Raw genomic sequence first — 21,055 nt, forward strand, 5'->3', positions numbered from 1 at the left:
AAATCAATTTTTGGGGACGCGTATTATTTCCTTATTGATAAGGCCTACCCATTTGCTGTAACCCAATTGATTAAGATGAATTCCATCAGTCTTTGCATATTGGATATCAAGTTCTCCATTTTTATCTTTAACCTTGCTATTTAAGTCGATATAAGTATAGTCGTCACTTGTCGCATGTCGTATTAATTCTCTATTTATTAGATCCACCTGGTCGTTTTTGTGATATGCCTGCGGATACTCAGTTTTTACCCGGTCGTTTGTTGGTAAAATACTTGTAATATATACTTTTGTTTCTGGCGACTTGGAATGTACCTGTTTAACAATTAGTCGAATGTTTTTTATAATAATCTGGCCTGGGATATTTTGAGAGATGTCATTGATTCCAATTTCGATAAAAAGTTTAGCCGGCTTACGAATTATGATGTCATTTAAACGTGCTAAAACACCATAGGTGTTGTCGCCTGCAATGCCCCTGTTTACCACCGTCGAATCATCAAGGAGTTTGCTCCAGTCGCCAAATTGCGTTAAACTGTTTCCTATGAATATGATCCTATGTTTTAGCACCGGTTCATTATTGAAAACAGCAATCCTCTTTTGGTGATACTCTTTTGCATACTGTATGGTGTCGTACCTTATATTTTGGCCGGTTGCAGCCATCGATACCAAGCCAAAAAAAAGTGAAATGCATACTTTTTTCGCATTAAGTACAGCGGTTAAAATTACTTTTGGTACAGTTCCTGTTTTCATATAAATATCGCTATGATTCTTTAACTCGTCAGGTGATGCTGCTTTGCTCACCCCAATTACAAGGGCAAGAGTACATTTTTGAATTGTTAAAAAATGTGCAGAAGTTATCAAATAGAAATAAAGCAATTATAGATAAGTTAGTACACTTGATAATCGTATGTATTTTACCAGCCTTCCCGACCACTCGAAGCCGAATTTTGATGAACAAGCACATTTTAGCCAGTTCAAAAAACACAACGTTATTTTTAATACGCTGAGTAGTTACAGTATGTGCGATTACCATGTTGGCTGCCTTTCTTTTAAAACAGTACTCAGCGGAGAAGAATGGTATGGCATAGGCCATCGTCAGGTTGCTGTAAGGCCGGGAAAGTTTCTTATCATGAATGACAGCCAGGCATATTCCTCCCGGATAGACAGTAGTGAAAGTGTAAGGGGCTTGTCAATCTTTTTCAAAAAGGAATTTGCATCGGCTGTATTTGAGGAGGTGTTATGCAAAGAAGAATCTTTGCTGGATGATCCGTTTACCATCAGCCCCGTAAATCCGGAGTTTTTTCAAACACTGAATGATATCGACCAGGAATTATATATAAAATTAAATGGTCTGATTTCGTCTCTTAACCGCTTCGGATATAACAGCTTCGTGGCTGATGAATACCTGGTGTTTATTTTGCACCATTTGATCAAGACACAGATTTCAGGGATAAATTACGCAAACAATATAAAAGCAGTTAAACCGGGCACAAGAATCGAATTATACAAAAGGTTGTGTGTTGCAAAAGACATGCTGGAATCCTCGTACATGGACCAACCCGATTTAAAAGCAATAAGTAGTATGTCCTGTCTATCAATTCCGCAATTGATCAGGCAGTTTAAGTCGGTTTTTTATATCACGCCCCACCAGTACCTCATCCGCATAAGGCTTAAGCGGGCCGTGGAACTATTGTATCATACAAACAAGCCTGTACATGAAATTACCTGGCGGTGCGGATTTGAAAACATGAGTGCCTTTTGCCGTGCATTCAAATCAGAATATGGGGTTCAGCCAGCGCGGTACAGAAAATCAGGAGAAACTACTTCGTTTCATCTACCACAATGATTTAATTATTTCAAACAAGTCTACAAAACCGCTTGGTCAGGCTCCCGGATATAAACCGATCATAAATTACCTAAGTTATTGAAATACAGTATTTCGATGGCAGAAGAAATACCACCGAAAAAAAATTAAGAAAAACTTGCGTAGTTAAATGGCTACATTTATATTTGTAGTCAAATAGCTACGCAATGAATTTAAGACGAGACGTGTTTCAAGCCATAGCCGATCCAACCAGGAGGGCCATACTGCTGTTGGTTGCCTCACAATCTATGACGGCAGGCGCAATAGCCTCAAACTTTGACACCGCAAGGCCAACAGTTTCAAAACACCTGCAAATACTCACCGAGTGCGAATTGCTGGAGCAAAAGCAAACCGGCAGGGAAATATATTATTACATTAATGCAAAAAACATGAAAGAGGTAGCCGACTTTATAGAGCCGTTCCGCAAAATGTGGGATGATCGGTTTAACAAACTGGAAGATATCATGAAAAACTATCAATCAAAAAAATAGCATATATGGAACTAAAAACAAAGATAGATGCCGGAGAAGGCCAACAGTACCTGGTGATTACCAGGGAATTTGATTTGCCGCTGGAATTGCTGTTTAAAGCTCATGTAGAGCCCGAAATTGTTGAGCAATGGATGGGGACCAAGGTGCTGAAGCTTGAGGCTAAAAAGCACGGCAGCTGGCAATTTGAAACATCTGATGCCAAAGGGAACGTGGTGTTTAGGGCCAATGGGGTTATCCACGAGTTTGTTCCGGAGCAGAAAATTACCCGCACATTTGAAATGGAGAACACGCCTTTTCCCGTTCAGCTCGAGTTTTTGGAATTTGAGCGGCTTACCGATGTTACCAGTAAGATCAGCATCCGCATTGTATATAAATCAATTGAAGACAGGGACCAAATGTTGAAGCTACCCTTTGCCCAGGGCCTGAACATGGCGCATAACCGGTTGCAGGATGTAGTAAGCAAATTAAAATAACATATCATGACAAAGAGAAATAAAATTATTTATTGGGTTGCCACTATCTGGCTTGCATTGGGTATGGTATCAACCGCGACAGTACAATTGCTTAAAATGAAAGAGGGGCAGGGCGGTGTAGAGAGCATTACACACCTGGGTTATCCTGTTTACCTGTTAACAATAATAGGAGTTTGGAAATTTTTAGGCGTTGTAACGGTGCTTATGCCTAAATTTACTTTGCTGAAAGAATGGGCTTATGCAGGCTTTTTCTTTGTAACATCAGGGGCGGCATTTTCGCACATAGCAGCAGGTCACCCGGTTATTGAAATATTTCCGTCGTTATTATTATTAATCCTTACTGTGGTATCGTGGTATTTCAGGCCTGCAGATAGAAAGATCATTTCAGTTAATCCATAAAAATGAATAACATGAATCCAGAATTGTCGCCAGAACAACGTGAAGACTTATTTAAAGTATTAAAAGCCCGCTTTGAAAAAAACATGAACCGCCATAGCGGTGTTGAATGGACTAAGGTACAAACAAAGCTTAGCGCTGATACTGAAAAACTGTGGTCGCTTAATGAAATGGAAAAAACCGGGGGAGAACCGGATATTGTTGCTAATGATGAAAAGATGGACGGGTACATTTTTTTTGATTGCTCGGCCGAAAGCCCTAAAGGCCGCAGGAGCCTTTGCTATGACCGCGAAGCGCTTGAGGCAAGAAAAGAATTTAAGCCCGAAAATAGCGCTGTTGATATGGCAGCTGCCATGGGCATTGAGCTTTTGACAGAAGAACAATACCGCGAACTACAAAAATTTGGGAAGTTTGATTTAAAAACATCGAGCTGGGTAAAAACACCCGCCGATATCAGGAAACTTGGCGGCGCCATCTTTTGCGACCGCCGTTACGATACCGTATTTCTATATCACAACGGGGCCGAATCCTATTATGCCGCAAGGGGGTTCCGGGGCTGGCTAAAGGTATAAATTTGTGCAGGTAGTTAAATAGTAAACTCGGGAATATGTGAATGTGACGATTTCTGATTTTACCGGCATCGAAGCTAAAGTCTCCCCTTCCGGGGGAGATTTAGAGGGGGCTTTTGCCGGAGTTTTTTTTAAATTTTAACATGATGAATCCTAAAGTTGATTTTTATTTTAACAAAGCCCAAAAGTGGCAACAGGAGCTGGAACAATTGAGAATGATTGTGCTTGACTGTGACCTTACCGAAGAATTGAAGTGGGGCGTCCCTTGTTACACTTTTCAAAGTAGCAACATCGTTTTAATACATGTATTTAAAGAGTATTGCGCGGTTTTGTTTTTTAAAGGCGCGTTGTTAAATGATGCCAACGGCATTTTAATCCAGCAAACAGAAAACGTACAGGCGGCGCGCCAGGTGCGGTTTACCAACGCCGGGGAAATTGTTGAAATGGCACCCACCCTGAAAGCATATATTTATGAAGCCATTGAGGTGGAAAAAGCCGGTTTGAAAGTAGAACTTAAAAAGACATCAGAATTTGCAATAGCTGAAGAGTTTCAAAATAAATTAGACCAGATGCCTGCCCTAAAAACCGCTTTTGATGCTTTAACGCCGGGACGGCAAAGGGCATACATGCTGCATTTTTCGGCACCCAAACAAGCCAAAACCCGGCAGGAAAGGGTTGAAAAATGCATACCCCAAATCCTTAACGGCAAAGGATTAAATGATTAATAATTCCTGGCGGAAGCGAACCAACTTTGAGTGTCATCCCGGATTATCTTCTTTCCTCCCCGTTTTTACTGCTATAGCCGCTAAATGAATGAGTGGATATAACTTCCGCATTTTAGGGGCCGATTTCTGATCTTACCGGCATCGAAGCTAAAGTCTCCCCTCCCGGGGGCAGATGTGTGTACATATTTTAGCACAGACCCCGGAGGGGTTGAATGTCGGTAGACAAAAGATCAAAAATAGTTTTACGTGCCATAGGTACGTCACTGTGGAACTTTTCGGGTCAAATGAGCTTGATAAATGGCCAATCTGGTGGTTAATTTCGTACCTACGGCACGAAAAAGGGGGTGCTTTAATTATTCTACCAACATTTCACTCCTAACGGAGTGGCTTTTCCATCCCGAAATTATTGACGTGCCTACACCTGCCTTTTGAATTTAAAACCTGTTTTGCTCAAAACATAACCTTGATTGCTTTTTATGCGTTAAACACCAATAAGTTAAATAGCACCCTAATTAACGGGCTTATACATGGAAAATGTTTCTTTCGCAAATACTTTAATAAGCAATACAGGTATACAAGTCCTGATTAGCGGCAACCTGGAGATCAGGGACTCTGCCGAAATAAAAAATGAGCTTTTATTGCTCATTGCAAATCATGACCACGTTGAGCTACATTTTAAAAATATCGAAAAAATAGACCTGACAGCATTACAGCTGCTCATGGCCTTATCGCGAAGTGCATCGGACCAGGGCAAAAAAGTTGATTATATTTTTGAGCCAACGGCATACATCAGCGAAGTGTTAAATAATTCGGGGTTTAATAAATTCATATCTGTTTAATGAACGGTGCAAGCAAAACAGTGTTATTGGTTGATGACTCTGAAATGGTATTAAGGTTGATAAGCTCCATGCTTAAAAAAGCGGGCTACCAGGTTTTAACCGGTTGCGATGGTGAAGATGCTTTAACTCAATTTGATAAAAAAAATATCGACCTGGTTATTACAGATCTTAATATGCCTAATAAAGACGGCCTGCAACTAATTAACGAAATAAGAAACATGCAGTATTACAGGTTTTTACCTGTTGTGCTATTTGTTTCGGATAGTACCATCAGCATCCGCGATTATATCAAAACTTCCGGTGCAACTGTGTTATTAAGTAAAGATGCTATTAAAGAAAAATTGGTTTCCACGGTTAAAAAAATGATAGGATAATGGACCAATACCAACAAAACTTTAGCGACGATGCCATGGAAGTGATAGCCGACATGGAAAAGAGCCTGCTTTTAATGGAAACCAATCCGGACGACCCTGCACTTATACAGCAGGTGTTCAGGGCTATGCATACCTTAAAGGGAAATAGCTCGATGTTTGGCTTTAAGGTAATTACAGAATTTACCCACCACCTTGAATCAATATACGAGCACGTACGCAGCGGGCAGAAAAGGATTACCAAACAAATTATCGATGTTACCCTCGATTCGCTTGACCATTTAACATACCTGGCTAAAAACCAGGGCGAATTGGACATCCAGCATCAAAAAACACATGATAACCTTACAGCAAGGGTAGTAAAAATTTTAAATGATATTTTGGCCGGACCAAACATCGAAAGTAACCCGCCTGCGCCAATCGCCCAAACATCAGCAGGTGAAAATGATGGGTTAAAAAATTATCATATCATTTTTGCACCCGATAGGGATATATTTTATAACGGCACCAACCCCGTTTATTTGTTAGAGGAATTGCAAACGTTTGGTAACTGTACCGTTATTCCAAATGTTGACGATATACCTCCGTTACAGGATATTGAGCCTACTTATTGCTATACTTCCTGGGATATTTACCTAACTACCGGCGTTGATATCAATGCCATCAGGGAGGTATTTGTTTTTGTTGAAGGCCGGTGCAAGCTCGAAATAAATTTAATACCGCAGGCCGAAGCCCCCCTGCGGCAACAAAACGAAAGCGCAGGTTACACCGAAGAAATTAAAGATGTTTTGCCACAGGGTTCAAAAACGGCAGCCACAGAACCAGCCAAAAAAAATGTGATATCAAGTATCAGGGTACCATCCGAAAGATTGGACAACCTGATGAGCCTTGTAAGCGAGTTGATGACCTTACAGGCCAAGCTTGGCACACTTACCGACCAAAATCCGCAATCGGAGTTATTGGCCGTTACCGAAAACCTGGAAAAAATATCAACCAGGCTTAGGGATAACGCGTTCAGCATGTGCCTTGTGCCTATTAAAAACATGCTCAACCCGTTTAACCGCCTGGTTAGGGACCTGGCCAACGAGCTGAATAAAGAAATAGACTTTGTTACCGAAGGCACCGATACCGAACTGGATAAAAACATTATGGAAGGCCTGGCCGATCCAATAATGCACCTGCTCAGAAACAGCATCGATCATGGCATAGAATACCCGGATGACAGGGTTAAGGCCGGGAAGAAAAAGCATGGCCAAATTTTATTTAAAGCCTTTTGCGCGGGCGTTAATGTTTACATCGAAATTCAGGATGACGGAAAAGGCATCGATCCGCAGAAGATAAGGGATAAGGCCATACAAAAAGGAATTATCGGTAAAGATGAAGTATTGAGCGAAAAAGAAATTTTCAACCTTATTTTCCTCCCTGGATTTTCAACTGCCGAACAGGTAAGTGAAATTTCGGGCCGGGGTGTGGGTATGGATGTTGTAAAACGCAGGATTGAAGATATAAGGGGCCAGATCAAAATCAGCTCTCAGCCCAATATCGGGACAACCATTACTATTAAATTACCAATAACGGTATCTATAATTGATGGCCTGCTGGTAAAAATTAACGACGTATCATTTGTTATTCCGCTGGCCGCCGTCGATCGTTGTTTTGAAGCGCCTGCGGTACAGCAATTAAATCGTTTCAACAACCTCATCATACTCGATGGTGAACAGATTCCTTTCATCAGTTTAAGCGAAGAATTTGACGGCAAAGAAAACCTGTCGGGTTCGCAGGAAATCATTTTGGTATACTACGATGAAAAAAGGGTCGCGTTAATTGTCGACAATATCGTAGGGAAATTCCAGGCTGTGCTAAAACCCCTTGGGCGATATTTCCAGAACATGGACCACATTTCGGGGGCAACCATACTCGGCGATGGCAAAATTGCCCTTGTTTTAGATACCAATAAAGTTGTTGAAGAATACTTACACCAAAAACGCCTTGCCATATGTCAATAAAACTGCAAACACAATCTTACTTAACGTTTAAGCTTCAAAACGAGCTTTTTGCTATAAACGTGGGCGATGTATTAGAAATTTTAGAAATGAGCCCTATTACCAAAGTGCCCAAATCGCCGGCATTTATGAAGGGGGTAATTAATTTACGGGGCAATATTTTGCCCGTAATGGATGCCCGCAACAAATTTGCCATGCCCGATGCCGAATTTACCATTGATACCTGTATTGTGGTATTGAATATCGACAGCGGAAAAGAGCCATTGCTGGTAGGCGCCATTGTTGATTCGGTACAAAAGGTAATCGATATTCCCGATGAGGATATCCAGGTTTCGGCAAGTATGGGCGCCATGTACCGCGAAGATTTTATAACCGGCATTGGAAAGGTAGAGGATAATTTTGTGATGATATTAAATATCGATAAAGTTTTCTCGGCCGACGATGTGTATGCTATTACTGAAAGTTAATATTTAAACATAACATGATTTTACACAACATAAAAGTTTCGGCCAAACTTTACATCCTGGTTGGCGTCCTGTTCCTCACCATTGGGGCAATTGGCATTACCGGGCAGCTTAATTTAAAAGAAGTAAACGGATCGCTACAAACCGTATTTGAAGACCGGATACTAGGTCTTAAACAACTAAAAGTTGTTTCGGATATGTACCTTATTAATATTAAAGGTGTTAGCCAGCAAATAAACGACGGTAGTATTAGTTTTAAAACCGGTAAAAAGAAAATTGCGAAGGCGCAAAAAGAAATTAAAACTAATTGGGCTGCGTATTTAGCTACCGGCGCCATTCCCGAAGAAAAAACGCTATCGGCACAAACTACAGAGCTGATAGGTAACACCGATGAATCATTAGAAACCCTTAAAGTTCTGATGGACAAAGAGGATAAGCCCGCATTTGCATCCCTTGCCTTCAGCGATGTTAACCCCAAAATTGATTCTATCCTCAATGATGTTAATGCGCTTGTTGATATCCAGGTTTCAGTAGCCAATGATGAATATGTAAATGGCCAAAATGTGTATTCAACAGCTAAAACTCACGCCTATATTGTGATATTTTCGGGCATAACTATTTCGTTATTACTGGCCTTTTTTATCATTAAAAACATCAATAGTATTGTTTCAAAGCTTAAAGACCTGGTTTCGTACGCCCAGGTAGCTTCAGAAAATATTTCATCGGCCAGTTCGCAAATGAGTTCATCGGCGCAGCAAATGTCTGAGGGCGCTACAGAACAGGCGGCATCGGCCGAGGAGGTTTCGTCGTCAATGGAAGAAATCGTATCCAGCATACAGCAAAACACCGAAAACGCCTTACAAACCGAAAAAATAGCCTTAAAAGTTGTTGAAGATATTGTTGAAGGCAACAAGGCGGTTAATATTACCGTACAATCGATGAAAGAGATTGCCGAGCGGATTTCAATTATTGGTGATATTGCCCGCCAAACCAATCTTTTAGCTTTAAACGCTGCCGTTGAGGCCGCAAGGGCCGGCGACAATGGCCGCGGGTTTGCCGTTGTAGCTGCCGAAGTAAGGAAACTTGCAGAACGCTGCCAAACAGCTGCACTTGAAATTAACAACCTGTCTAAATCGGGTGTTACCATAGCCGAAAGATCGGGCAAGTTGCTCGATTTAATTGTGCCCGAAGTACAAAAAACGTGCAAGCTGGTGCAGGAAATAAGCATTTCGAGTATGGAGCAAAACACCGGTGCCAACGAGATTAACAACGCGTTACAGCAATTAAACCAGGTTATACAGCAAAACGCGGCAATTTCTGAAGAAATGGCCGCAAGCTCGGAAGAGCTTTCGGGGCAGGCAGATCAGTTGAAGGATATTGTAAATTTTGACATCGGAAATGATGTTAAATCACACACAGAAATACGGCGTATGCCGGCTAACAAGCCATATCAGAAAACATTTGCCGGGGGCCATCATCCGGTTAAGAAGAAACCTGTAACCGGGCGTTTTCCTAAAGGCATTAACATAGATATGAACGGGAAAGACCCAATTGATGAAAAATACGAAAGATATTAAACCGGACTTAAATGATTAAAATATGATGAACAATATTAAAATTTCGACAAAACTATTTGTCATGGTTTTCCTTACTTCATTTACCCTTGTGGCAATAGGCTTATATGGATTGAGCAATTTAAGCAATGTTAACGGATCGCTGGAAACGGTGTTTAGGGACCGCGTACTATGCCTTAAACAGCTAACTTTAATCGACGAAATGTACGCTATAAATATTGAAGGCGTTACTCAAAAGATGAAGGACGGCGTTATTGATTTTAAAGCGGGTAAAAGAAAAATCATCAGGGCCCAGGAAGAAATTAACAACAACTGGAAAGCTTATACAGCTACCTATGCTACGCCCGAAGAAAAAAAGCTTTCGGCACAAACCGAAGAGCTGATGCGTAATGCCGATGAATCATTGGAGTTGCTCCAATCAATCATCGACAAAGAAGATAAAGCTGCACTGGCAACTTTTGCCACAAACGACCTGTCTCAGAAAATAGATCCCATTGTAAACAATATAAACGCACTGATTGACATACAGGTAGCGGTTTCCAAGGAAGAATATGACAAAGGCCAGGAAATATATTCAGATGCAAAAGTCCACTCTTATATTATTATGTTGTTTGGCATAGCCATTTCATTATCCATATCGTTACTTATTGTATACAGCATTAAAAAAGCAATTTTAAATGCAACCACAGTAGTATCAAAACTTGCTGAGGGTGATTTGACCGTTGATATTAACAGGGTTAATAACGACGAGATAGGCATTTTACTGGAGGATTTAAAAGGCATGATCAATAAGTTTAAAAATGTTATTTCGTACGTAAGCTCGGCTTCTGATAATATTGTGGCGGCAAGCCAGGAGTTAAGCTCATCATCGCAGCAAATGTCTGAAGGCGCTACCGAACAGGCTGCAGCTACCGAACAGGTTTCCTCATCGATGGAAGAGATGGTGGCAAGTGTACAGCAAAACACCAATAACGCCCATCAAACAGAAAAAATAGCGATCAAGGCATCCGCCGATGCCCAGGATGGCAGCGTTGCAGTCAATGAAGCCGTTAGTTCGATGAAACTGATTGCCGAGAAAATTACCATTATAAGCGATATAGCCAGGCAAACAAACATACTTGCGCTTAACGCTGCCGTTGAGGCCGCACGGGCCGGCGACCAGGGACGAGGCTTTGCCGTTGTTGCCGCCGAAGTACGAAAACTGGCAGAAAAATCGCAGGTTGCCGCAACAGAGATCAATGAGCTTTCAAAATCGAGCGTTACCATTGCCGAAAAATCGGGCAGGCTCCTGGGCGAAATTGTGCCTAATATTCAGCATACAGCCAAACTGGTTGAAGAAATTAACGCTTCCAGTTCTGAACAGAACTTAGGTGCGGGGCAAATCAATAGCGCCTTACAGCAGCTTAACCAGGTTACCCAGCAAAATGCCGCAACCTCCGAAGAGATGGCCGCCAGCGCCGAAGAGCTTTCATCCCAGGCCGATCAGCTAAAGGAAATTATTTCATTTTTCAGGTTTGAAAACGGCTCAAAATACAAGGCGTCAATTGCCCAGCCTAACTCATTAACAAGGCCCAGGAGGAATACAGCCAAAGTAAGCCATCTTCCAAAATACAAATCATCCTCAAACGGGGTTAGCCTGAACATGGATAGCCTTGATGCAGATTATGAAAAGTTTTAACATGAAGTTTTGAGCTATCCCGTATGGTGTATTTTAATATTGATAGTTTTGATAATTCCAAAATGACCGACCTGGACTTTAACAGGTTAAGTACATTCATATATACCAATTATGGAATTAAGTTGCCGCCATCAAAAAAAATAATGCTGGAGGGACGATTGCTTAAACGGCTCAGGACTTTAAATATACCATCATATAAAAAATATTGCGAGTTTATATTCAGCAACGAAGGCCAGCGTTCTGAACTTATTCACATGATTGATGTGGTGACTACCAATAAAACCGACTTTTTCAGGGAATCTGTTCATTTTGATTATTTATCAAACAACATATTGCCCGAGGTTTTTCGCGATTATTCCTCCGCAAAACCTTTTAAGGTATGGAGCGCGGGCTGCTCTACCGGCGAAGAGCCTTATACATTGGCCATGGTTTTAAGCCTGTTTGCCGAAATACATATGGGGTTTAGCTTTAATATCTGGGGGACCGATATTTCGAGCAGGGTTTTGCAGGCTGCGGCATTGGCGGTATATACCGAAGACAAAGTGGCCCCTGTACCAATTGCTTTGAAACGCCAGTTCCTGCTTAAAAGTAAGGATGTGCATAACAAAACTGTGCGCATTGTACCCCAGCTGCGGGAAAAAGTGAAGTTTGGCCGTTTAAATTTTATCGATGAAGATTTTGGCCCTATAGCAAATTTCAATATCATTTTCTGCCGCAATGTTTTGATTTATTTTGACCGGCCAACACAGGAAAAAGTGATCCTGAAGCTATGTTCGAAATTGGAACCCGGAGGGTATCTGTTCCTGGGCCATTCAGAATCCGTGTCGAATATGAATTTACCATTAACGCAAATACGGCCCAATATTTTTAGAAAAAAATAAACAGTCACTATTATTTTATAATGGACAGATATTATTTATACCCGGGGTCGATTTTTGCGAGCAGAAAGCCTCACATTGTCGATACTATTTTAGGCTCATGCGTAGCAGTTGCCCTTTGGGACCCCGTATTGGAATTTGGAAGTATTAACCACTATATGCTGCCGCATTGGAATGGGGAAAGCGCCCCATCAAATAAATATGGCGACATTGCCATACCGGCTATTATTAATAAAATGCTGGCATTGGGCAGCAACAAAAGTAATTTAAAGGCCAAAGTATTCGGGGGCTGCGAAACAGGTGCGCCTAACGGCGTATTCCATATTGGCGAACGGAATATTGAGCTGGCTATTGAGGTATTAAAAAAGGAGCAAATACCGGTTTTAAGCCATAATGTTGGAGGATATCGCGGGCGGAAGGTTTTATTTTACTCGGAAAGTGGTAAGGTAATGATCAAATATATTAAACAAAGCTTTCCAGATCAACAGATAGATACCAAGGGCTAACACCTCATCAGTATGACGAATAAAGTAAAAGTTCTTATTGTTGACGACTCTGCCATATTCAGGCAATTGCTGAGCCGAACTTTAAGCGCCGACCCGGCAATTGAGGTTATGGCCACCGCTGCCGACCCCTATATTGCAGCAAGCAAAATGACCATGCAGGTGCCCGATGTTATTACCCTTGATTTGGAAATGCCCCGCATGGATGGGATTACCTTTCTCAAAAAAATAATGTCCCAGCACCCAATTCCGGTCATTATTATAACCGGGCACACCGGGAGGGATATGGAAGTAACGCTGAAAGCATTAGAATACGGCGCTGTTGAGGTGCTTACAAAAGAAATGTTTGACGAGCAGGCACTTACCAGTGAGGCCAGGAGCCGGATTTGCGAAATTGTTAAATCGGCAGCGCTTACCAAACTCGCACGTAAATCTATTGCCGAAAAACCTGCAGTAGGGCCTAAATTATCGGCTGATGCCGTGCTGCATTTTGTAAAACCTAAAAATCAAAGCTTCGTTAGCGATAAAGTAATTGCTGTAGGCGCATCAACCGGCGGCACCGAAGCAATAAGGACATTTCTGGAACCGCTCCCTGTTGATATTCCGGGTATTGTAATAGTACAGCACATGCCCGAAAACTTTACCCGCCTGTTTGCCGACCGCTTGAACAGCCTGTGCAAAATTACCGTAAAGGAAGCAGAAGACGGAGACTTGGTTAAGCCCGGCACAGCGCTGATAGCGCCCGGCAACCGCCACCTTTTGCTAAAAAGAAGAGGGTCGCAATATTATGTTGAGTTGAGCGATAGTCCGCTGGTAAACCGGCACCGCCCGGCTGTGGATGTATTGTTCCGCTCTACAGCTATCTATGCAGGGCAAAACGGCATCGGGATAATTTTAACGGGTATGGGCGACGATGGCGCCCGGGGCTTACTTGAAATAAAGCAGGCAGGCGGCAAAACCATAGCACAGGATGAAAGCTCATGTGTTGTTTTTGGGATGCCCAAAGAAGCAATTTTGCTAAATGCTGCAGACAAGATTTTACCATTAAAGGATATTTCGAGATATGTGGTCCAACTAATAAACGACAAGAGGTTTGTTTAAACTGGGGCTGAATTGTATCAAGGCCTGAAAATAAAATACAGGAGTGCAATTTCGTGTCAGCAGAAAAACAACTAAATTGCCGTATGAAATACATCGCCATCACCCTATTGTTGTTTATCACTACTATCACCTCGGCCCAAACCATCATCAAACCCGATGCGCAGATTAAACAAATGGCCGATGAGGTATCCTCCAAAAACATTGAAGCTACTATTCGCAAACTGGTTACCTTTAAAAGCAGGCATACCCTGAGCGATACCACCAGCAAAACCACCGGCAGCGGTGCCGCCCGAAACTGGATAAAGGCCGAAATGGAAAAATATGCCCTGGAATCGGGCGGGCGGATGACTGTTGCTTTTGATACCTTCACCCAGCCAAAAGGTACACGGATTGATAAGCCGGTAAAGTTGAAAAATGTACTGGCCATATTAAAGGGTACCGACCCAACAGATACCCGCGTTTACCTGGTATCGGGCCATTATGATTCGCGGATTAATGATGTGATGGATGCCAACGGGGTAGAGCCCGGCGCCAATGATGATGCATCGGGCACGGCGCTTTCGATGGAACTGGCCAGGGTGATGGCCAAGCGCCAATTCCCGGCCACCATAATTTTTATGGCCGTGGTGGGCGAGGAGCAGGGACTTTATGGCTCGGCCAATGTGGCCAAACGCGCCAAAGCCGAAAACTGGAATGTGGATGCCATGCTGAACAACGATATTGTAGGCAACACCCATGGCATGGAAACCGATTTGAAGGATAACCGCAGTGTTAGGGTGTTCAGCGATGGCATCCCCACCAATGCTACCGATAAGCAGGTGGCAGCGTTGAAATCATTAGGCGGAGAAAATGATAGCCCGTCGCGCGAGCTTGCCCGGTATGCCAAGGAAACCGGGGAAAGGTATGTTGATCAACTGGATGTAAAGCTCATTTACCGCCGCGACCGCTACCTGCGCGGCGGCGACCACCTCCCGTTTTTAGAACAAGGTTTTACCGCAGTAAGGTTTACCGAAATGAACGAAGACTTTAACCGCCAGCACCAGAACATCCGCACCGAAAACAGCGTAGACTACGGCGACCTGCCCGACTTTGTCGATTTTAACTACGTACAAAAAGTGGCCCGCATGAACCTGTCGGTACTGGCCAACCTGGCATTGGCCCCTGCCCGCCCGCAAAACGTAGGCATTGTAACCAGCGACCTCACCAACAAAACCAAACTTACCTGGGAAGCGCCCGCCACAGGCAAAAAGCCCGCAGGCTACTACATACTAATGCGCGAAACCACCAGCGCCTTTTGGGAACGCAAGTTTTATGTAACTGATACAACGGCAACGCTGGCGTACTCAAAGGACAATTACTTTTTTGCCGTGCAATCGGTAGATGGCGATGGGCACGAGAGCTTGCCGGTGTTTCCGAAGCCGATACGTTAAATATAGTATGTATGGAAATACACTATTTCATAAATTCAATTATAGCAGCAATTTTCGATGGGACCTCGCTGATGGCTCCGTTAGTTATTACTATTTACCTTTTTAAATTGCCTGTAGGGAAAATTGACAAACAAATTTTGGTTCGGTCGATAAATACATGTCTGCTTTTGGGATCTACTTTGTTTTTTACTAAGATTTTTTGGCCGATTGGGATTTTTGTGGTAGTAGATATAATTTGCAAAATGTTATTACCTCAATTGCTTTGGTTCAAAAAGCTTCGAAAATCAATAGGTGCTTTAATGGTTATATATGGTTCATGGGTAATTTCATATTTTATAGATATTTCGGCGATGATATTCAAACCGGTTTCAATACCCTCTCAAAACGGAAGCACATGGGTCAATTACAGTTTAAGCTATTTCTGGCAGGATATCTTAACCTATATCGTGATTTTAACAGTTATCTATTTACTTTTGAAAAGAAAGAAGTTAACCGGCCCAAAATCCACGTTTGCCGGTAATTAAATATTCAAATCGCCACAAAAATCAAAAGAGTTAGATGGCGTCTGCGGAGCCTGAAAAATAATTCCGGACTCCGGCGGAGTCACGTGTTTATAGACAGTCAACCCAAGAGGTCTTTGGCTCCGTAGGTGCCACCTATCGTGGTTTTAGTTTAAAAGCTATTTCCTTGTCACATTTTTAAAAGCTTGCTTGCTGAGCGGCTCGTTTAAATTACCTTTATGCTGATACATGGTCAGTTCAATGCAAAAAAACAAAATACCCATACGCCCATTACTTGCTGTTTTAGGTTCGATATTAAGTGTTCAAATAGGGGCCGCTATAGCTAAGGGATTGTTTCCAGCTCTCGGTGCTTCAGTTACTGCCACATTACGGATTGGGTTATCTGTACTGATGTTGCTCGCCGTAAACCGGCCGGGGTTAAAAACCCTGACAAAAGTACAATGGCAAGCGGTTATTCCGTACGGGTTGTGCCTTGGGGCCATGAATTTAATTTACTACCTGGCCTTATCGCGTATTCCATTAGGCATAGCGGTTACGCTTGAGTTTATGGGGCCGTTGCTGCTTGTGGTGTTTAGTTCAAAACGCGCTATCGAATTTTTATGGGTATTACTGGCCGCAGGCGGAATTGTATTGATGACACCCTGGAATAACACCAATATTGATTTGTTTGGTGCGGGCATGGCCTTGCTGGCCGGCGCCTTTTGGGCCGGCTATATTGTGTTGGGCCGCAAGGTATCTGCGGTGTTAAATGGTGGGCAGGCTGTTACTATAGGTATGCTGTTTGCATTAATGGTAACATTGCCATTTGCTTTCGCAGGTGGCGGCATGATGAACTTTAAAAGCAGTATGATTATCCCGGCCGTAGGGTTGGCGTTATTTTGTAGCGCCGTTCCGTTTTCATTAGAGATGTACGGGCTTAAATATATTCCCACCAAAACATTCAGCATCCTCATGAGCATGGAGCCCGCCGTTGGCGCCATCTGCGGGTTGATATTCCTGAAAGAATATCTTTCTGTACAGGAATATGCAGCGGTAGTTTTGGTGGTAATTGCAAGCACCGGCGCAACAATTGGTAACCGGCAGGAGATGGGCAAGGTAACGCCGGAAGGTTAATATAGGGAACGCTAAGGTTATTCAAAAAAAGTTGTCATTTCGAACCCTTGAAGGGTGGGGAACAGGGTGGTAAGGGTGAGAAATCTTTTACGCCCTGCAATGAGTTGCTCGGAATGTAGGCAGGAATACATCAAAAATAATCTCCCGCGAGGTTAGCGTAGCGTAACACTTGGGCAACCTGGTGTAAAGATATCTATACCCGCTTGGCGTGGGCAGCTGAAAGCTGCAACCATGGTACCCACGAGCTAAAAGCTCGCGGGAGCGATGCACGCAAATCAAAAGCCCTCTCCTTTGGAGAGGGTTGGGTGAGGCTCTTTTTTTTACTAAGTTTGTATTATGTATTTCTTTAGAAAAAAAGACCCCACCAGGCCAAACAACATTAACCTGCGCATTATGCATTTTATAAATGCACTGGCCATCCTGATGTTTTTAGCGGGCATTATCTACAAGCTGATACAAGTGTTCATACTCAAAAAATGATGGAAATAATAAACACCAATAACGCGCCCGCACCTATCGGGCCGTACAGCCAGGCAACTGTTGCCGGTAATTTTGTATTTGTATCTGGCCAGATCCCCCTTAACCCGGCCACCGGCGAACTGGTTACCAGCGGTATTAAAGATGAAGCCGTACTGGTAATGGAAAACATTAAAGCCATTTTAACCGAAGCAGGCATCGGCTTTGCCAACGTGGTAAAAACCAGCATCTTTTTAACCGACCTGGGCAATTTTGGCCAGGTAAACGAAGTATACGGCACCTATTTTACAACTAACTTCCCCGCCCGCGAAACCGTGCAGGTGTCGGCCTTGCCAAAAGGTGTTAATGTAGAGATCTCGGTTATTGCGGTAAAATAAGCCTCAACCCGGCCCTCTCCAAAGGAGAGGGAGGAGCAACTATATGTCATTGCGAGGAACGAAGCAATCGCGAAGTGTGCAAATCCGCCCTGAAAAGCAGGAGATTGCTTCGTTCCTCGCAATGACATAATCCTTTGTGATGGAGAGATATTAAGGATGACGATTATAACACATGGTTTAACAAACACGCAAATCAAAAGTCCTCTCCTTTGGAGAGGATTTAGGTGAGGCTTATGGATCCTTTTCAAACACCACTTACATACTTAAAAGGTGCGGGCCAAACCCGGGCCGAGGTGTTGAAAAAAGAATTGGGCCTGGCCACGTTCGAGGACCTGCTGCGCCATTTCCCTTTCAGGTATATCGACCGGACTAAATTTTATAAGGTAAAGGATATCAATCCCGATTTGCCTTATGTACAGGTTTTGGCCCGCGTTATCAGCAAACAAATTATTGGCGAAAAGCATACCCGCCGCCTGGTGGTGCAAACCCGCGACGATACCGGTACGCTGGAGCTGGTTTGGTTTAAAGGCATCAACTGGATAGAGAAAACCATTGTACCCGGTACCGTATACATTGTTTTTGGTAAAGCGGGCTCGTTTAACGGCCAGGCGCAGATGGCGCACCCCGAAATGGAAACCTATTCGCCGGCCAATATGCAGCGCCAGGGGAATGCCACTTTGCAGCCGGTTTACAGCTCGACCGAAAAACTTAAACAGTTTCAGCTGGATAGCAAGGGCATTCAAAAGCTTACCGCCGTTTTGCTTGGCCTGCATGCAAAGGATATTAAAGAAAACCTGCCTTTGTATATCATCCAGCATTTTAAACTTATTGGCCGGGCCGAAGCTTACCGCAATATCCACTTTCCGGCCGATGCCAATTTGCTGAACGAAGCTTTGCACCGGCTGAAGTTTGAAGAGCTGTTTTTGCTGCAGCTTAAACTCCTGCGTAATAAAATGCTGCATACCCAAAAGTTTAAGGGGAATGTATTTAGTACCGTAGGCCATTACTTTAATGATTTTTATCACCATAAATTACCTTTCGAACTAACTACGGCGCAAAAGCGGGTTTTAAAAGAGATAAGGCAGGATACCCAGCGCGGCGTACAAATGAACCGCCTGCTACAGGGCGATGTGGGCAGCGGCAAAACCGTGGTAGCCTTAATGGCCATGCTGATAGCTATTGATAATGGCTTCCAAACCTGTATTATGGCGCCTACCGAAATATTGGCCAGCCAGCATTACCAAACCATCAGCAACCTGGTTGGCAATGGTTTTATCGAGGTGGCCCTGCTCACCGGATCGACCAAACAAAAAGACCGCAAAGTGCTGCACCAGAAACTGGAAAGCGGCGACCTGAAAATACTGATAGGCACCCACGCCCTGATAGAGGATAAAGTGCAGTTTAAAAACCTGGGCTTTGTAGTGATTGACGAGCAGCACCGCTTTGGTGTAGAGCAAAGGGCCAAACTTTGGCGAAAGAACATTGTGCCGCCCCACATCCTGGTGATGACGGCAACGCCCATTCCCCGCACCCTGGCCATGACTTTGTACGGCGACCTGGATGTATCGGTAATTGATGAACTGCCCGCCGGCCGTAAGCCCATTCAAACCCTGCACTTTTTTGATAACCAACGGCTGCGGGTATTTGGTTTTATGAAAAAGGAAATTGCCCTGGGGCGGCAAATTTATATTGTGTACCCGCTGATTAAGGAAAGCGAGAAACTCGACCTTAAAAACCTGGAGGAAGGCATCGCCATCATGTCGCGCGAGTTTCCATTGCCCGAATATAAGATCAGCATAGTGCATGGCAAATTAAAGCCTGCCGATAAGGAGTTTGAGATGCAGCGCTTCATCAAAGGGCAAACACAAATTATGGTAGCCACCACCGTGATAGAGGTTGGGGTGAATGTGCCCAATGCCTCGGTGATGATCATTGAAAATGCCGAGCGGTTCGGCCTGTCGCAACTGCACCAGTTGCGCGGCAGGGTAGGGCGCGGGGCCGAACAATCGTACTGTATTTTGATGAGCAGCCACAAGCTGAGCCACGACGGCAAAATTCGCCTGGATACCATGGTGAAAACCAATAACGGTTTCGAGATCTCGGAGATCGACCTGCAGCTGCGCGGCCCCGGCAACCTGGACGGTACCCAGCAAAGCGGTGTGCTCGACCTGAAGGTTGCCAACCTGGCTACCGACCAGGAGCTGTTGTTTAAAGCCCGCAAAACGGTGGAGCAGATCTTCGCCAAAGACCCCCAGTTGGCCCTGCCCGAAAACCAGGTGCTGCACCATGCCTTCGAAACAAAAAATGCCGGTTTAAGCTGGGATAAAATTTCCTGAAGCTTCCAACACGGGTGCAATTCAAATTGTCGCAGTTAACTTATAATTTTATGTAGAACCAAATGTGTTGAACCTTGGGGCAATTAAAGGCAGTCGCCAATGGAGCAAAGTCATCAGAAATATTAAACTCGCTGCGCAAAAAGCGGCTTTGACAAAGTTAGCCGCGTAGCGACAATTTGAATTACACCCGTGAACACCATGATGGTTTACATGTATTGCAATTTTTATAAAAAATGCATTACATTCGTTAATTAAACCAGTTATGCCCCTAAAACGGATGCTTATTGACCAGGAGTTGATAGCGTTGTTAAAAAACGACGACAGGGAGGCCTTTGCCGAAATTTATAAGCGGTACTGGACAGTGATGTATATGCATGCGCTGAAAATGCTCCGGGACGAAGACGACGCCAGGGATATTATACAGGAAACTTTCACTTCATTATGGCTGAAAAGGGAATGCATAAGCTCAGACGCTAATTTAGCCGGGTATCTTTTTATATCGACTAAAAACAAGGTGCTTGACCTGGTAGCACGCAAGCGGGTACGGTTGGATTACCTGGATTCGTTAGCGGCCTTTGCCGAAGCAAACAGCAACCAGACACTGGAGCGGATAGAGGAAAAAGAAATAATGGAAGCGCTGGAAAAAGAAATTGCGCAGCTTCCCCTCAAAATGAGGCAGATATTTGAAATGCGCATACATCAGCACTTTACCTATAAAGAAATTGCTGATGAATTGAATATATCCGACAAAACCGTTAAAAAGCAAATCAGCAACGCTATCAGGATAATCAGGCCTAAACTCCACCACCTTTCGGCAATCGTTTTAATATTGTCAGGATTATAAATTTTCAATTTTTTTTAATTTCATCTACTAC

General features: G+C 43.4%; 23 protein-coding genes. 22 read left to right on the forward strand and 1 reads right to left on the reverse strand.

From position 1 onward, the window contains the following. Positions 1 to 3: 3 nt before the first annotated feature. Complete coding sequence (locus AC1DXF_RS12215; RefSeq protein ID WP_477448932.1) at positions 4 to 858, reverse strand: GDSL-type esterase/lipase family protein; 855 nt, start codon at positions 856 to 858, stop codon at positions 4 to 6. Between the two features lie 46 nt (positions 859 to 904). On the opposite strand from AC1DXF_RS12215, the gene AC1DXF_RS12220 reads away from it, so the two are divergent. From AC1DXF_RS12220 to AC1DXF_RS12325, 22 genes are all read left to right on the forward strand, one after another. Continuing rightward, complete coding sequence (locus tag AC1DXF_RS12220) at positions 905 to 1,843, forward strand: helix-turn-helix domain-containing protein (RefSeq protein ID WP_477448934.1); 939 nt, start codon at positions 905 to 907, stop codon at positions 1,841 to 1,843. A gap of 185 nt (positions 1,844 to 2,028) precedes the next feature. Beyond that, on the forward strand, positions 2,029 to 2,352 hold the full coding sequence (locus tag AC1DXF_RS12225; protein WP_090640839.1) for an ArsR/SmtB family transcription factor: 324 nt from the start codon (positions 2,029 to 2,031) through the stop codon (positions 2,350 to 2,352). 5 nt (positions 2,353 to 2,357) lie between these two features. Then, positions 2,358 to 2,825: an SRPBCC domain-containing protein gene (locus tag AC1DXF_RS12230; RefSeq protein ID WP_477448936.1), complete on the forward strand. Its 468-nt coding sequence runs from the start codon at positions 2,358 to 2,360 to the stop codon at positions 2,823 to 2,825. Between the two features lie 6 nt (positions 2,826 to 2,831). Continuing rightward, positions 2,832 to 3,224, forward strand: coding sequence for a DoxX family protein (locus AC1DXF_RS12235; protein ID WP_477448938.1), 393 nt, complete (start codon positions 2,832 to 2,834; stop codon positions 3,222 to 3,224). An 11-nt stretch (positions 3,225 to 3,235) separates the two neighbouring features. After that, positions 3,236 to 3,793, forward strand: a complete 558-nt coding sequence (locus AC1DXF_RS12240) for a DUF4256 domain-containing protein (RefSeq protein ID WP_477448940.1) — start codon at positions 3,236 to 3,238, stop codon at positions 3,791 to 3,793. A 140-nt stretch (positions 3,794 to 3,933) separates the two neighbouring features. Continuing rightward, entirely contained in the window at positions 3,934 to 4,515 is a 582-nt protein-coding gene (locus AC1DXF_RS12245) for a YdeI/OmpD-associated family protein (RefSeq protein WP_477448942.1), read from the forward strand. A 527-nt stretch (positions 4,516 to 5,042) separates the two neighbouring features. Further along, the gene (locus tag AC1DXF_RS12250) at positions 5,043 to 5,354 is read left to right on the forward strand and encodes an STAS domain-containing protein (protein WP_477448944.1); all 312 of its coding nucleotides are present in this window, start codon (positions 5,043 to 5,045) and stop codon (positions 5,352 to 5,354) included. Beyond that, on the forward strand, positions 5,354 to 5,728 hold the full coding sequence (locus AC1DXF_RS12255) for a response regulator (protein WP_477448946.1): 375 nt from the start codon (positions 5,354 to 5,356) through the stop codon (positions 5,726 to 5,728). The genes AC1DXF_RS12250 and AC1DXF_RS12255 overlap by 1 nt, the downstream gene beginning before the upstream one ends. Next, positions 5,728 to 7,731 carry a chemotaxis protein CheA gene (locus tag AC1DXF_RS12260; protein WP_477448948.1) on the forward strand — a complete coding sequence of 668 codons (2,004 nt, stop codon included), beginning with the start codon at positions 5,728 to 5,730 and terminating at the stop codon, positions 7,729 to 7,731. The genes AC1DXF_RS12255 and AC1DXF_RS12260 overlap by 1 nt, the downstream gene beginning before the upstream one ends. Further along, on the forward strand, positions 7,722 to 8,195 hold the full coding sequence (locus AC1DXF_RS12265) for a chemotaxis protein CheW (protein ID WP_090640859.1): 474 nt from the start codon (positions 7,722 to 7,724) through the stop codon (positions 8,193 to 8,195). Before AC1DXF_RS12260 ends, AC1DXF_RS12265 begins: the two co-directional genes overlap by 10 nt. 14 nt (positions 8,196 to 8,209) lie before the next feature. Then, positions 8,210 to 9,769 (forward strand): HAMP domain-containing methyl-accepting chemotaxis protein, encoded by a 1,560-nt coding sequence (locus AC1DXF_RS12270; protein ID WP_477448950.1) that lies wholly within the window; start codon positions 8,210 to 8,212, stop codon positions 9,767 to 9,769. 22 nt (positions 9,770 to 9,791) lie between these two features. After that, the gene (locus AC1DXF_RS12275) at positions 9,792 to 11,444 is read left to right on the forward strand and encodes a methyl-accepting chemotaxis protein (RefSeq protein ID WP_477448952.1); all 1,653 of its coding nucleotides are present in this window, start codon (positions 9,792 to 9,794) and stop codon (positions 11,442 to 11,444) included. 23 nt (positions 11,445 to 11,467) lie between these two features. Beyond that, entirely contained in the window at positions 11,468 to 12,325 is an 858-nt protein-coding gene (locus AC1DXF_RS12280; protein ID WP_477448954.1) for a CheR family methyltransferase, read from the forward strand. 20 nt (positions 12,326 to 12,345) lie between these two features. Then, the gene (locus AC1DXF_RS12285) at positions 12,346 to 12,828 is read left to right on the forward strand and encodes a chemotaxis protein CheD (protein WP_477448956.1); all 483 of its coding nucleotides are present in this window, start codon (positions 12,346 to 12,348) and stop codon (positions 12,826 to 12,828) included. 12 nt (positions 12,829 to 12,840) lie between these two features. Beyond that, positions 12,841 to 13,926, forward strand: a complete 1,086-nt coding sequence (locus AC1DXF_RS12290; protein ID WP_477448958.1) for a protein-glutamate methylesterase/protein-glutamine glutaminase — start codon at positions 12,841 to 12,843, stop codon at positions 13,924 to 13,926. 83 nt (positions 13,927 to 14,009) lie between these two features. Continuing rightward, positions 14,010 to 15,356 carry a M28 family peptidase gene (locus AC1DXF_RS12295; protein ID WP_477448960.1) on the forward strand — a complete coding sequence of 449 codons (1,347 nt, stop codon included), beginning with the start codon at positions 14,010 to 14,012 and terminating at the stop codon, positions 15,354 to 15,356. Between the two features lie 11 nt (positions 15,357 to 15,367). After that, positions 15,368 to 15,880 (forward strand): hypothetical protein, encoded by a 513-nt coding sequence (locus AC1DXF_RS12300; protein WP_477448962.1) that lies wholly within the window; start codon positions 15,368 to 15,370, stop codon positions 15,878 to 15,880. A 237-nt stretch (positions 15,881 to 16,117) separates the two neighbouring features. Then, positions 16,118 to 16,990: an EamA family transporter gene (locus tag AC1DXF_RS12305; protein ID WP_477448964.1), complete on the forward strand. Its 873-nt coding sequence runs from the start codon at positions 16,118 to 16,120 to the stop codon at positions 16,988 to 16,990. A gap of 336 nt (positions 16,991 to 17,326) precedes the next feature. Then, positions 17,327 to 17,470 carry a DUF6728 family protein gene (locus AC1DXF_RS12310; RefSeq protein ID WP_477448966.1) on the forward strand — a complete coding sequence of 48 codons (144 nt, stop codon included), beginning with the start codon at positions 17,327 to 17,329 and terminating at the stop codon, positions 17,468 to 17,470. Continuing rightward, positions 17,467 to 17,844: a RidA family protein gene (locus AC1DXF_RS12315; protein ID WP_477448968.1), complete on the forward strand. Its 378-nt coding sequence runs from the start codon at positions 17,467 to 17,469 to the stop codon at positions 17,842 to 17,844. Before AC1DXF_RS12310 ends, AC1DXF_RS12315 begins: the two co-directional genes overlap by 4 nt. A 233-nt stretch (positions 17,845 to 18,077) precedes the next feature. Continuing rightward, a complete protein-coding gene (gene recG / locus AC1DXF_RS12320; protein WP_477448970.1) occupies positions 18,078 to 20,180 on the forward strand; it encodes an ATP-dependent DNA helicase RecG in 2,103 nt (700 codons plus the stop codon). 262 nt (positions 20,181 to 20,442) lie between these two features. Further along, positions 20,443 to 21,024 carry an RNA polymerase sigma factor gene (locus AC1DXF_RS12325; RefSeq protein WP_477448972.1) on the forward strand — a complete coding sequence of 194 codons (582 nt, stop codon included), beginning with the start codon at positions 20,443 to 20,445 and terminating at the stop codon, positions 21,022 to 21,024. The last annotated feature ends 31 nt before the right edge of the window (positions 21,025 to 21,055 follow it).

Source organism: Mucilaginibacter sp. P2_A5, assembly GCF_056404995.1.